10 protein-coding genes are annotated in these 12,815 nt (G+C 69.9%); 5 read left to right on the top strand and 5 right to left on the bottom strand.

Translation table 11 applies throughout. The annotated features are described in order from the left end of the window. Positions 1–52: 52 nt before the first annotated feature. Positions 53–1,042 (top strand): type I pantothenate kinase, encoded by a 990-nt coding sequence (coaA, locus tag KDL01_RS19435; protein WP_212529950.1) that lies wholly within the window; start codon positions 53–55, stop codon positions 1,040–1,042. Positions 1,043–1,215: 173 nt separating this feature from the next. On the opposite strand, the gene KDL01_RS19430 is transcribed toward coaA, so the two are convergent. Further along, on the bottom strand, positions 1,216–2,178 hold the full coding sequence (locus KDL01_RS19430) for a DUF2510 domain-containing protein (RefSeq protein ID WP_212529949.1): 963 nt from the start codon (positions 2,176–2,178) through the stop codon (positions 1,216–1,218). 295 nt (positions 2,179–2,473) lie between these two features. After that, a complete protein-coding gene (locus KDL01_RS19425) occupies positions 2,474–3,295 on the bottom strand; it encodes an MOSC domain-containing protein (RefSeq protein WP_212529948.1) in 822 nt (273 codons plus the stop codon). Between the two features lie 151 nt (positions 3,296–3,446). Here KDL01_RS19425 and KDL01_RS19420 point away from each other — a divergent pair, with 151 nt between their 5' ends. The 3 genes from KDL01_RS19420 (at position 3,447) to KDL01_RS19410 (ending at position 7,528) form a co-directional block, all read left to right on the top strand. After that, the gene (locus KDL01_RS19420; protein ID WP_212529947.1) at positions 3,447–3,857 is read left to right on the top strand and encodes a VOC family protein; all 411 of its coding nucleotides are present in this window, start codon (positions 3,447–3,449) and stop codon (positions 3,855–3,857) included. Positions 3,858–4,075: 218 nt separating this feature from the next. Continuing rightward, a complete protein-coding gene (locus tag KDL01_RS19415; RefSeq protein WP_368861605.1) occupies positions 4,076–6,217 on the top strand; it encodes a RecQ family ATP-dependent DNA helicase in 2,142 nt (713 codons plus the stop codon). 969 nt (positions 6,218–7,186) lie between these two features. Next, complete coding sequence (locus tag KDL01_RS19410) at positions 7,187–7,528, top strand: DUF6191 domain-containing protein (protein WP_212529946.1); 342 nt, start codon at positions 7,187–7,189, stop codon at positions 7,526–7,528. Between the two features lie 277 nt (positions 7,529–7,805). On the opposite strand, the gene KDL01_RS19405 is transcribed toward KDL01_RS19410, so the two are convergent. Continuing rightward, positions 7,806–8,363, bottom strand: coding sequence for a YbaK/EbsC family protein (locus KDL01_RS19405; protein WP_212529945.1), 558 nt, complete (start codon positions 8,361–8,363; stop codon positions 7,806–7,808). Between the two features lie 127 nt (positions 8,364–8,490). Here KDL01_RS19405 and KDL01_RS19400 point away from each other — a divergent pair, with 127 nt between their 5' ends. Next, complete coding sequence (locus tag KDL01_RS19400) at positions 8,491–10,314, top strand: sigma-70 family RNA polymerase sigma factor (RefSeq protein ID WP_212529944.1); 1,824 nt, start codon at positions 8,491–8,493, stop codon at positions 10,312–10,314. An 876-nt stretch (positions 10,315–11,190) separates the two neighbouring features. On the opposite strand, the gene KDL01_RS19395 is transcribed toward KDL01_RS19400, so the two are convergent. Continuing rightward, on the bottom strand, positions 11,191–11,919 hold the full coding sequence (locus KDL01_RS19395) for a hypothetical protein (protein WP_212529943.1): 729 nt from the start codon (positions 11,917–11,919) through the stop codon (positions 11,191–11,193). 95 nt (positions 11,920–12,014) lie between these two features. Further along, a complete protein-coding gene (locus tag KDL01_RS19390) occupies positions 12,015–12,317 on the bottom strand; it encodes a hypothetical protein (protein WP_212529942.1) in 303 nt (100 codons plus the stop codon). Positions 12,318–12,815: the final 498 nt, after the last annotated feature.

The raw sequence follows: 12,815 nt of genomic DNA, 5'->3' as shown, positions 1-12,815 counted from the left end.
GGCAAACCCTAGTGCACCCTCGCGCGGGAGCCACCCGGACGAATCAGCCAGAATGAGGGACGTGCCGATCTTGCCTCAAGCCGGGGAACTCGCCCCGGCCAGCCCCTATGTGGACCTCGACCGCGACGCGTGGAGCCGGCTGCGTGAGCGCACGCCGCTGTCCCTGAACGCCGAGGAGGTCGAGAATCTGCGCGGCCTCGGCGACGAGATCGACCTCGACGAGGTGCGCGAGATGTACCTGCCGATCTCGCGGCTGCTGAACCTGTACGTGGGCGCCGTCCACGAACTGCGTGGCGCGGTGGAGACCTTCCTCGGCGACACGCCCGCGCAGGGCCGGGGACGTGCGACGCCGTTCGTCATCGGCGTGGCCGGGAGCGTGGCGGTCGGAAAGTCCACCACCGCGCGCCTGCTGCGGGCGCTGCTGGCCCGCTGGCCCGAGCACCCGCGCGTGGAGCTGGTGACCACCGACGGATTCCTCATGCCCAACGCCGAGCTCGAGCGCCGCGGCCTGATGCGGCGCAAGGGTTTCCCCGAGTCCTACGACCGCCGTGCCCTGACCCGCTTCGTCGCCGACATCAAGTCGGGCAAGGCCGAGGTGAGCGCGCCGGTCTACTCCCATCTCGTGTACGACATCGTGCCGGAGGAGCGCGCCGTCGTGCACCGGCCGGACATCCTCATCGTCGAGGGCCTCAATGTGCTGCAACCCGCGTTGCCGGGCCAGGACGGACGTACGCGTATGGCGCTGGCCGACTACTTCGACTTCAGCATCTACGTGGACGCGCGCGAACCCGACATCGAGGCCTGGTATCTGGAGCGCTTCCGGAAGCTGCGGGAGACGGCGTTCACGGATCCGAGTTCGTACTTCCGGCGCTTCACCCAGCTGCCCGAGGCGGAGGCGCTGGAGTTCGCCCGCGGCGTGTGGGCCGGGATCAACCGGCTGAACCTGGTCGAGAACGTGCTGCCGACGCGGGGTCGGGCCACCCTCGTCCTGCGTAAGGGGCCTGATCACCGGATCGAACGGGTGAGACTGCGGAAGCTGTGAGCGTGCGGGCCCGGCGTCGGCCCCGGCCCTGACACGCTTCGCGCCCGCCGCCGTGCCCGTTCCCCCGCTCGACGGCGGGAATTCGGGCACTGCGACGGGCGCGATCTGCTGCTTTGCCGCCGGTTGCTCGCGGAGCGCTGCTGCGGCGCTCCCGCGGACGCCCGGCCGGTGCCTTACGCCCCGGCCGCGCTCGAGTCGGTGATGTTGTTGATGATCTGCGAGTCCACGCTGCTCAGGCTCGGCGCCTGGCTCGACTTGTCCAGGCCGATGTCGATCAGCGCGAGGTAGCCGGAGAGCTCGGGGTCGGGCAGCGCGATGAGCTGCACCGTGCCGCTGGGGCCGGTGTAGTTCGGCACCACGCTCCAGGTGATCTGGTAGCCGGTGCGCCCGGCGACCGAGATCGCGCCCTCGCTGACCACGGAGTGCGAGGACAGGGTGCCGTAGTTGCCCTTCGCGACCTGGGCGATCTCCGACTCGACGGTGGACTTCACGTCCGAGCCCTGAGCGGTGTTGAAGTTGACCCCGCCGCGCGTGCACGCCGTGGCGCTCGAGCTCGACCCGTTCTGCTGGGCCAGCGCGCTCGGGCAGGTGTAGCTGCCGGTGGACAGCGAAGGCCAGGAACCCTCGCCGCTGGTCGAACCGGACGTGCCGGTCCAGCCGGAGGGCACCGGGATGGTCAGGCTGTCGATCGGGTCGGTGACGGTCGAACTGGAGCCGCCGGTGACCGTGGGCTGCGGGGACGGGGAGGACCCGGTCCCGCCGAGGCCGCCGGAGCCGCCACCGTTTCCGGTACCGCCGCCGAGCCCGCCCAGGCCGCTGCCGCCGTTTCCGGTGGTGGCCTGCGGGGTCGACTGCGCGGTCGGCGTGCTCGAGTTGCTGTTGTGCAGACCGAAGTACAGGCCTGTGCCGGCGCCCGCGAGGACCACCACCGTGGCCGCGGCGATCAGGGCCTTGGCGCGAGGGCTGCGGCCGCGCCGCGGCGGGCCGAAGGTGCCGCCCCCCAGCGGCCGCACCATCGCGCTCCACACGCTGCCGTCCCACCAGCGTTCGACGGGCGCTCCGTCCGGGCCCGTCTCCCCCGTGGGATACCAGCCGGGCGGGGCGGCGGGTTGGGGAGAGTCATGCGGTATTGACATGAAAGGAGGATATCCACGTCATGTGAGGCCCTGACCGGCCCGTGGCTAAGAATTGCCCGAACAACACCTGTGTGGTTCTCAGGCTCGCGGCGCCATTCTCATACAGGCTCGGACGTGGGTCCCGAGCGTGCGCACGCGGTATGACAGTCCGTCGCGGAGGGCGGGTGCGGCGGGTGCGGACGGCGCCGTATTGAGCCGGATGTGGTGAAGCTTTCAGCCGAGCGGGGTGGGCGCCAATCGGGGGGCCTTGAGCCCGCCACACCCGCCGGCACCTGAGTCCGGCACGGTCGACCGGTCAGTCCAGCACCGTGAACCGGTCGCCGACCGTCAGCGGGCCGACGGTGTCCGGGATCAGATTCATGCCGAACAGGGCGTCCTTCCCGCTGCGGCGGTGCTTGCGCAGCGCCTTCAGCGGCTGCTGGCCCGTGAGCTCACCCCGTTCCGGGTCCACGGTCGTCACGATGCAGCGTCCGCACGGCTTGGCCACGCGGAATCCCTGCCCGCCGATCTGTACCCGCTTCCAATGGTCCTCGGCCCAGGGCTCGGTGCCCTCGATGACCACGTTCGGCCGGAACCTGGTCATCGGCACGCCCTCGCCGCCCATCTCCGCGATCGAGGCGTTGAGCGCGGCGAGCGACGCGGTGGTCGCGAGCAGCAGGGGATACCCGTCGGCGAAGGAGACCCGGTCATCCGTGCGGCCGAAGTCGGGGTTCACCGCGCGGACCGACGTGTCGTCCATATGGGCGAGCCGACTCGGCTGCTCCAGAGCGTGGCTCAGCCAGACGTCGGCCTCGGCTCCAGCCCAGGCGGCAGGTCCGAGGAAGTGCCAGACCGAGACCTCGGCCGTCGCCGCGCCCTCGGATCGGCGCGGAGGCGATACCTCGAGATCGGGCAGGCCGGGCGCGGACAGCAGCAGCCGGTCGTCCGCACCGTAGGCCGCGCGAATCAGCGCCATGCGAGGCAGGTCGCGCTGCGTGTACATCTGGCCGTCGGGGTCGGTGACCACCCAACGGCGGTCGCCGGCGAGACCCCAGGGCTCGACCGTGGCGGTCTCGGTCTCCACCCGCCGGCAGGACTTCACCGGATATATGAACAAGGATGAGAGCTTCGCCTGCATGCCCCGAGGCTACCTGGCTGGACGCGTGGAAGGCCCCGTCTGCCTGGTCGAAAGCCCCGTCGGAGGTCCCGTCGGAGGCGCGGTCGGAGCCGGTCTGAAGCGATCAGGATCGGAGAAGCGCGCGGGCCGCCCGCTGCCTAGGGTTGGCGGCATGGACATGACAATTTCTACCTGTTTCGTTCTCGTGCACGACCCCGACGTCGCGCTGGGCTTCTACCGCGACGCCCTCGGCCTGGAGATGCGCAACGACGTCAAGCGCGACGCGTTCCGCTGGATCACGGTCGGCTCGGCCAAGCAGCCCGACGTCTCGATCGTGCTGACGAACTACCTCAACGGCTCGCCCGCCGACCACGACGCCCTCGCCGCACTCGCCGCCAAGGGCGCCCTCAACGGCGTGTACTTCCACACCGACGACCTCGACGCCGCCTTCAAGCAGGTGAACGCGGCCGGCGCGGAGATCGTGCAGGAGCCCGCCGACCAGCCCTGGGGTACCCGCGACTTCGCCGTGCGCGACCCGGCCGGCAACCTGGTCCGCGTCGACCAGCCGCCGGCCGCGCAGTGAGGTGCGCGGTGAGATTGGTGAGATAGCAGTCACGGTTCGCCAGTTGTGAGGTAGACGGTTGTGGGGTGGCCAGCCATGAAGTAGGCGGCGCTGGCCTCACCCATGACCCGTTCACGGGGCCGCCAATCCGATCATCATCCGAGCACGCCGAACGGGTGGAAGATCCATTTCCTGCGCCGCGTGTCTGCGGGGTGGGTCAAGATGGGGGCATGGCGGAGATGACGGACCGGGCGGCGATGCGCGCGGAAGCGGAGCGGGTGCTGCGGGCGCTCGCGGGCGAGGGCGCGCGGCTGCGTGAGGATCAGTGGCAGGCGATCGAGGCGCTGGTGGCCGAGCGGCGGCGGTGTCTGGTGGTCCAGCGCACCGGTTGGGGCAAGTCCGCGGTGTACTTCGTCGCCACGTCGCTGCTGCGCGCGCAGGGTGCCGGGCCGACGGTGATCGTCTCGCCGCTGCTGGCCCTGATGCGCAACCAGGTGGCCGCGGCCGATCGGGCCGGGATTCACGCGCGCACGATCAACTCGGCGAACCTGCACGAGTGGGAGGGGGTCCAGGCCGAGATCGCGGCGGGTGCGGTGGATGTGCTGCTGATCTCACCGGAGCGGTTGAACAACCCGTCCTTCCGGGACGAGGTGCTGCCGCGGCTGGCCGCGACGGTGGGTCTGCTGGTGGTCGACGAGGCCCACAGCGTGAGCGACTGGGGCCACGACTTCCGTCCGGACTATCGCCGCTTGCGGGATTTGATCGGTTCGCTCGAGCCGGGACTGCCGGTGCTCGCCACCACGGCCACGGCGAACGCGCGGGTGACCCAGGATGTGGCCGAGCAGCTCGGGACCGGGGCCGAGTCGGCGTTGGTGCTGCGTGGCCCGCTGGACCGCGAGTCGCTGTACCTGTCCGTGCTCTCGCTGCCTGACGCGGCCAGCCGCCTCGGCTGGCTGGCCGAGCACCTGCCGCAGCTGCCCGGCTCCGGGATCATCTACACCCTGACGGTCGCGGCGGCCGCGGAGACTGCGGACTTCCTGCGCTCGCGTGGACACGAAGTGGCCTCATATACCGGCCGCACCGAGGACGAGGACCGTCAGCGGGGCGAGCAGGACCTGCTGGACAACAAGATCAAGGCACTGGTTGCCACCTCGGCCCTCGGCATGGGCTTCGACAAGCCCGACCTCGGCTTCGTGGTGCACCTGGGCGCGCCCTCGTCGCCGATCGCCTACTACCAGCAGGTCGGGCGGGCCGGACGCGGCGTCGAGCGTGCCGAGGTGGTGTTGCTGCCGGGCGTGGAGGACAAGGAGATCTGGCGGTATTTCACCTCGCTCGCCTTCCCGCCGCAGGCGACGGTCGAGCGGGTCCTCGAAGCTCTCGCCGGCGCGGCCAAACCGCTCTCGACCATGGCGCTCGAGCCGCTGGTGAACCTCAAGCGCTCACGCCTTGAACTGCTGCTCAAGGTCCTGGACGCGGACGGCGCGGTCAAGCGGGTGCAGGGCGGCTGGATCTCCACCGGCCAGCCGTGGTTCTACGACGCCGAGCGGTACACGCGCATCACGGCGGCCCGCGAAGCGGAGCAGCGGGCCATGCTCGAATACGCCACGACGCGGGAGTGCCGGATGGAGTTCCTCCGCCGCCAGCTCGACGATCCCGAAGCCGCACCGTGCGGGCGCTGCGACAACTGCACCGGCGAGCGGCGCGACGCGACCGTGAACGCGAGCGTGGTCGATGCCGCGGGAAACCACGCCAAGCGCGCGTGGGTGACGATCGAGGCGCGGCGGCAGTGGCCGAGTGGCATGAGCGCCGTCGGGGTGGATCTCAAGGGGAAGATCCCGGCCGGGGAACAGGCGGCCGAGGGCCGGGCGCTGGCCCGGCTCACCGACCTCGGCTGGGGCGCGGCCCTACGCGACCTGCTCGGGCCGGGCGTGCCCGACCAGCCGGTGCGCCCCCAGCTGCTCGGCGCGATGGTCAACGTACTCAAGGAGTGGGCGGCGAACGACGCGCCCGGTGGCCCGTGGAGCGGGGTCGGACGGCCGGTCGGCATCGTCACCATCCCCTCGCGCAGCAGGCCGCACCTGGTCGCCTCGCTCGCCGAGGGAATCTCCGAGATCGGCAGGCTCCCGATCGCCGGAAGCCTGGACCGTGTGCGCGACGACGGGCACACCGGCCCGAGCAACAGCGCCTGGCGCCTGCGCTCCGTCTACGAGGCCTTCGACCTCGGCCCGCAACTGCGCCAACGCCTCGCCGACTGCCCCGGCCCCGTCCTGCTCGTCGACGACCTCGTCGACTCCGGCTGGACCATCACCGTCGCCGCCCGCCTCCTGCACCAAGCCGGCGCACCCGCAGTCCTGCCCCTAGCCCTCGCCGTCGCCGCATAACCCACCGAACAGCCGCAGAGTGCGGTGGGCCGCCTCCCGAGATTCCTCAGCGTTCGTAGAGGTGCCTCGGCGCAATCCGGGATGAGCGTCAAGCATGAAGGGCGCCACTGTCGCAGGTCAGTACCCTGTGACCGTGGTCGCCCATCATGACGCCATCGCGAGAGGGTGCGGGTGGATTCGTTCGTGGGAACTGGTTTCGGCGATGACCGGGACGACACTGCGGGTCTACGGCTTCGGGTTCGTGCGGATGGACGATGTCGGCCGGGCTCGGCTTGATCACGACCATCAGGCTGCTGCCAGCATCGCCGAAAGGTCGGGCCTGGCTGGGCCTGCGGTGCTGCTGGCGATGGCTCCGTGCCACCGACGGCGGCATTGCTCCTGCAGCCGCGTCAGCCCGGACCCACGATTCGCAGTGTGCTGCTCTGATCCTGCTCGCCGCGCTCTACATGCTGCCGTTGTCTCTGTTCGGTGTGCACTGGGCCTGGCTGCCGTTTGCCTGGTCGGTGCGCGCTGGTGCTGGATAATCCGGCGCTTGGCGATCGTCGCGCTGTGCGTGTTCCGGAGCGCATCGGCTGGCCGCTTTTCGGCTTCGTGCAGGCGGTGACGGACCTCGCCGCCCGCGCAACCGTCTCGATTGCCCCCGCCCCCGCGTGCCCAGGCGACAATACCGGACCATCGTCGGCTCCTGAGGAGGCATGGACAGCCAGGACATCGCCCGCCCCTGAGCGCCAGGCTTGATCACAGTCCTGACATTCGCGACGGGCCTGACCCCCGGGCCCTGGCAAACCCCGCCAACGTTCCCCGGCGACGCGCCCCGTCAACAGATTCTGACTACCAGCCCTGGCAATCGGCCCTAACATCCGCCCCTGGCCGCGAGCTCTCTTAGCGTGCGAGAGCAACCACATCGACGCCGGAAAATTCATACCTCGATTCCGGGAACTCGCTCACAGCAACAGACGTTTACCGTTTGTGATCATTTGGTTCCTGTCCCTGCCCGCACTGGTGGTGCTGCTCGTACTGCTCGCCATCGTGGACCACCTGCTGCTCGCGCTCGGCAAGGCCGGGTTGGCGCCGTGGCGGCGTGAGCGTGGGAGCCGGCCGGTGTCCGCAACCGGATTCGAGGTGCTGCATGCGAATCTGGCGCCGGGGAAGGCACAGGAACTGAAGCAGCGTCAGGTCACGCTCGTACTTCGCGAAGACGAGGCTCCCGGCGCGCCGCCCTCCGGCGCAGTCGATCTCGATTCGGGCCGAATAGTGGTGCGCCGCACGGGAGGGTCGGAGAACCGGTCAGAAAACGGACGGGCCAACTGACCGGCCAACTGACCGTCACGCGCGGCGCGAGAGGAGTACGGGAGTAGCGGTAGGGCTAGCCCGTCGCCGCCACCAGGCTTCCGGTCGAAAATCCCCGGCGTCGCAGCTATCTGCGTCTCCGCGGATTTGACCGCCGGCGCTGTCAGCGTGCAGCGCACGGCCGGTGAGTGCCCAGTCAGTCGGCAGCGAGCGGTGGGCGTGATGACGGCCCCAAGGTTGGCCTATCGGCTCATCGCCACGTGCCAGTCTGGCCGCGTCGAGCGCGCAGTTCGCTTCGCTAATCGCGCGGTTCGACCGGGATGCCGAGGCCGTCGAGCACTACGGCGGACGGGAGCTGAGCGAGGGCCGCGCCGGGCAGCCACAGCTTGGACCCGCGAACGCCCGAGCCGATCACCACGCGTGGCGCTTCGGCTACGGCGCGGTCGACCAGGATCGGCCAGTCGGCAGGCAGGCCGACCGGAGTGATGCCGCCGTACTCCATACCGGTCAGGCCCACGGCCTCGTCCATCGGCGCGAACGACACCTTGCGCACGCCCAGATGCTTGCGTGCCAGGCCGTTGACGTCCGCGCGGGTGGTGGCGAGCACCATGCAAGCTGCGTAGACCACCTCGCCGGCGCGCTTGCCCGCGAGCACGACGCAGTTCGCCGACTCCTCGAGGCCCACGCCGTACTCCGCACAGAACGCCGCCGTGTCCGCGAGGGCCGGATCGATCGAGGCCACCTCGACGGTAGCCGGGTCGAGCACGTCGGCGAGTTCCTCCAGCGCCTTGGCGGTGGACGGGGCGAGCAGGTCAGGCCGGGAATGCGCCGGCACGAGGGGAAGATTCACAGCCATGGCTCCCAGCTTGCCATGCCTTTGCACTCGACGTGATGGGATGGGCGTTCGGCGGGATTTTCCGTGACCCGGACGCACCCCAGTGCATCTGAGCAGTGACGGGAAACCACGTGAAAAGGATGAAGAGGTGCCGCAAGTGGTCGGACTGGTGGACACGGCGCTGGCCGAGGCCGCGCAATCGGGAGACTCGCAGGCGCTCGATGCGGTCGTCGCGGAATGCCTGCCGCTGGTCTATTCGATCGTGCGCCGTTCGTTGCGCTCGAGTGCGGACGTCGACGACGTGGTCCAGGACGTCATGGTCAACGTCATACGCAGCCTCGGTTCCCTACGTGACCCTGAGCGACTGCGCGCGTGGCTCGCGGCGGTCACGGTCAACCAGATCCGTGCCTACCTGCGTTCCGGGCGTGCCGAGTCGTACGCGGCAGCGGACCGGTTCGAGCCGCTCGACCAGCCGGACCCCGGCAGCGAGTTCGTCGGCCATACGCTGCTTCGACTCGACCTGTCCGAGCAGCGGCGGGAGACGGCCCGCGCGACACGCTGGCTGGACCCGGAACACCGCGACCTCCTCGGGCTCTGGTGGCTCGAAGCCTCGGGACACATGAGCCGCGCGGAACTCATCGACGCGCTCAGGCTCGATCCTCACCACGTCACAGTCCGGATCGGCCGGATGAAGGAGCAGCTCGACGGCTGTCGACAGGTGCTGCGTGCGCTCGAGGCCGGATGTCCGGACCTGAGGGAAGTCGCGGCGGACTGGGACGGCGAGACCTCGTCGATCTGGCGCAAACGATTCCTGCGGCACATCAGAGAGTGCCGTAGCTGTCTGGCCGCCGCGGACGGGCTGATTCCGCCGGAGCGGTTGCTCGCCGGACTTCCGCTGCTGCTACCGCCACTGGGATATCTCGGTCCCGGCGGTACCGCTCTGGGCACCGGTGGGTACAGCACCGGTCTCGCCCACGCCATCGGCAGCGGTGCCAACGGTGCCAGCGCCGGCTACGACGTCGGCGTCACGCACGTGGGTGGTAGCGGCGGCCTCGGCAGCACACACGCCGGCGGCGTCAATATGTACGCGGGCAGCGGCGACGCGGGCTTCGGCGCCGACGGAACGACGGCCCGTCCAGAGCCCAGTCGCCACGGCGCACGGCACAAGGCCGGTTCACATGGAACCGGTAAAGGCGGCACGGGAGGCACGTCGTCGAACACGGGCATCGCCTCCGTCTTCGGCAAACCGATAGGACTCGCAGCCGTGGTGCTGTCGGTACTCGGCGTCGCGGCGGCGGTCATCCTCGTCATGCGACCAGCGCCGAGCACATCGACAGCCCAGTCGTCGTCGACCGGTCAAGCCGGGGGAGTGGCGAGCAGCGTCGCATCGGTAGGTTCCGTCGTCGTCCCATCCACCTTGGCCTCCAAGACTTCCCCATCAACCACGCCCTCGCCCACGCACGCGGCAAGCCACAGCGCCTCCCCGTCGGCAGAGGCCACCCACGCCGCAGCCCCGGCAACGACGTCGAGTTCCGCGTCAAGCGGCAGCGAAACGCCCGCCCAGCAGGTGCTCGCGGTCATCAACCAGGCCCGCGAGTCCGCCGGCCTGGCGCCGTACACCATGAGCGCCGACCTGATCAAGAGCGCGACCGCGCACAACAACCTCATGGCCAACGGCTGCGGCCTGTCGCACCAGTGCTCGGGCGAACCCGCGATCGGCGACCGCGTGACCGCCGCCGGAGTGAAGTGGACCGCGTGCGGCGAGAACATCGGCGAAGGCGGCCCCGAGCCCGACACCCAGGCGGGGATGGCCAAGATGGCCGTGAGCCTGACCAACAGCATGCTCGCCGAGAAGCCGCCGAACGACGGCCACCGGCTCAATATTCTGAGTTCGAGCTTCACCGAGGTCGGCATCGCGGTGACGATCGACTCATCCGGGACGGTGTGGTTGACGCAGGACTTCGCCAACTGAGCCGAGACCCGAACGGCGCGGCCGCGGGGCAGCCGAGTTTTGCGTCCTCCTGCAGCGCGCAGGAGGACGCACCAAGCCAGAAGAGGAGTGTGGAGTCGGCAGGAGCTATGACGCGCAGAAAGGCGCGTAGAAAAGCGCGGCAGCAGGAGCGGCCGGGTGCGCGCAATCCGCGACGCGCGGAACGGGAAGCCCGATCGCGGCGTGTCGAGTGCGGAGCCGAACGGTCGGTCCGCAGGGCGGCGCGAGCGGACGATCGCTCCACGGGCTGTGATCGGGATGCGCGGAAGGCACGGCCGGGCCACGTACCGGTGATGAGCCGCGCTCCAGCTATACGCGCTCCACTTGTGATGAGCTGCGCTCTCATCCGGACGCGTGCAATAGGAAGTGTGCCGGCAACGGGCCACGTTTTTGTGGCGTGCGGTGGCTTCGCTAAGCGCGTTCTGGTGGTGCATCGTGTTCTCGTCTGGGCGCGCGACGGGATCTGTTTCGACGACTGGCCGTGCTTCCATGATGAGCTGCGCGCTCGCGATGGTGCGCCTTCTCGTGATGAGCCCGTTCCGGTGAGTGACAGGGCGGGTTCCGGTGATGAGCTGCTCGGGGTGACCGGCAGATTAGTCGCGGCCCACTGTGGCAGATCGGGGCAGGTGAGCCGTGCTATCCGTGACGGGCGCGTTCCCATGAAGGGGCATGTTCCGGTGATGGGAGAAGGCGCATCACCGTGGTGGGTCGCGGGCCTGCGATGGGCCGTGTTCCTGCGCCGCCCTACGTTCTGGCGATGGGGCGTGTTTTCTACGCACAGGGCCGCGCCCCTGTGATGGGGCGCGGCCCGGCGGCGGGACTTGTCGGTCCCGGCGTGTATCTACTGCTTAATATTCTCTATGACTTCAGGGATGCGCGGAGCTGCTTCGCGTCGCTGCGGGCCTTGACCAGGTCCTGGCGTGCGGACTTCACGGCGTCCTTGACCGGCTCGAGGGAGGCGTGGATCGCGGACTCGTCCGGGCCGGGCTGGACGGCGAGTTCGGTCGACACCTGGTTCGCGATGGCCGACTGTGCGGCGGACACTTCCGACTGGAGGTCCGCGAGCTCAGCCTTCTGCGTCGCGGTGGCGCCGCCGGACTGCTTGGCGGCGAGGTCGGACAGGGCCGTGTACGCCTTCTGCAGGGTGGCGGCGGCGTCAGACTCGGCGGCGAGTGCCTCGGTCAGGCGGGTCTGCGGCGCCATCAGCAGATAGACGCGGTAGTCGTCGACCATCGCGACCTCGTCGGTGCGGACCGCGGCTGCGGTTGTCTCCGCGGCCATCTTCGACGAGAGCGCGGTCAGGCCGGACAGGTCGGAGTCGATCTGCTTGTCGAGCGCGGACTTCTCGTCCGAGGTGAGGTATTTCGAATCGCTCACATCGAGGGCGAGCGCGTGCAGCGTCGCGAGGCGACCCTCGATTCGGGCGTGCGCGGTCGCCTTGACGGTGTCGAGGCGGCCGGAGCCGGACGAGTTCGTGGGGGTGGACGTGCTCGTGGAGCTCGCGGAGGACGCGTACGCCGCGCCGGCCGAGCCGAGTACGAGCGCGGCGCCCGCGGTCATGGCGCCGATACGGAGTGCTGCCTTCATGGTGGATGACCTGCCTTTTCGGAAAACGGCTAGACGGACTGGGCCAAGCGGATGCGCGGTCGGATCGGGTGCAGGTCGCGCAGAGCAGGCCGGGATCAGCCGCCGTCGGAGGGTGCGGCCGTGGCTTGGGAGAGGTCTGTGTTGGCCACGCCGAGTTGCTGGTCGACGGAGTTGAGCTCCGAGTCGACGGCGGCCACGCCGGTCGGTGTGCCGGACGGGACGCCGTCCGCGCCCGCCTGGCCGCCACTGGTGGGCGCGGGGGACGTCGTGACGGTGTTGGCGCCGGGGATCGCGCCGGACCCGGCAGTCGATCCGTGGTGGCCGCCGGCGCATCCGGCCAGTGCCAGCACGCACAGGACGGCGCCTGCCGTGGCCGAGCCGATCGTCGTCTTTCGCATGGTGTGTCTCGCCTCGCCTGTCGCTTCGCACGTCGGACGTTGTGCTGTCGGGGATGTGCGCTGTCGTACGTGACGATGTCAGGCGCGGTGTAAGGGGCCGATAAGCGCGGAGGAGTGCCGGGTCACAGAATCGACACAGGGCCACAGCACAGGCAGAGGTCACGGCACGGGCAGGGGCCACAGCACCGCCATGGAGCCGAACGGGGCGGTGCGGGCCACGGGGTGGTGCGGGTCACAGGGCGGTGTGGGCGGCCACAGCACCGGCATGGGGTCAAACAGCGGTGTGGGCCACCGAGCGGTGCAGGCTACGGACTGCGCGGGCGGTGCGGGGTACGGGCTGCGCGTGCTACAGGGCGGTGTGGGGCCACGGACGGGTGTGAGCCACGGCGGGCGGGGGCCACAGAGCCGGGTGCAACAGAGTGGTCTGGGGCACGGCGAGTGTGGGGCATCGGCGGTGAGGGCCACAGAGCGGGGTGCGGGCACGGCGCGGTGTGGGGC

The organism is Actinospica durhamensis, from assembly GCF_018139695.1.
Classification (GTDB): domain Bacteria; phylum Actinomycetota; class Actinomycetes; order Streptomycetales; family Catenulisporaceae; genus Actinospica; species Actinospica durhamensis.
Note: the sequence above shows the minus strand (reverse complement) of the source record. Positions and strands in the feature narration are given on the sequence as shown.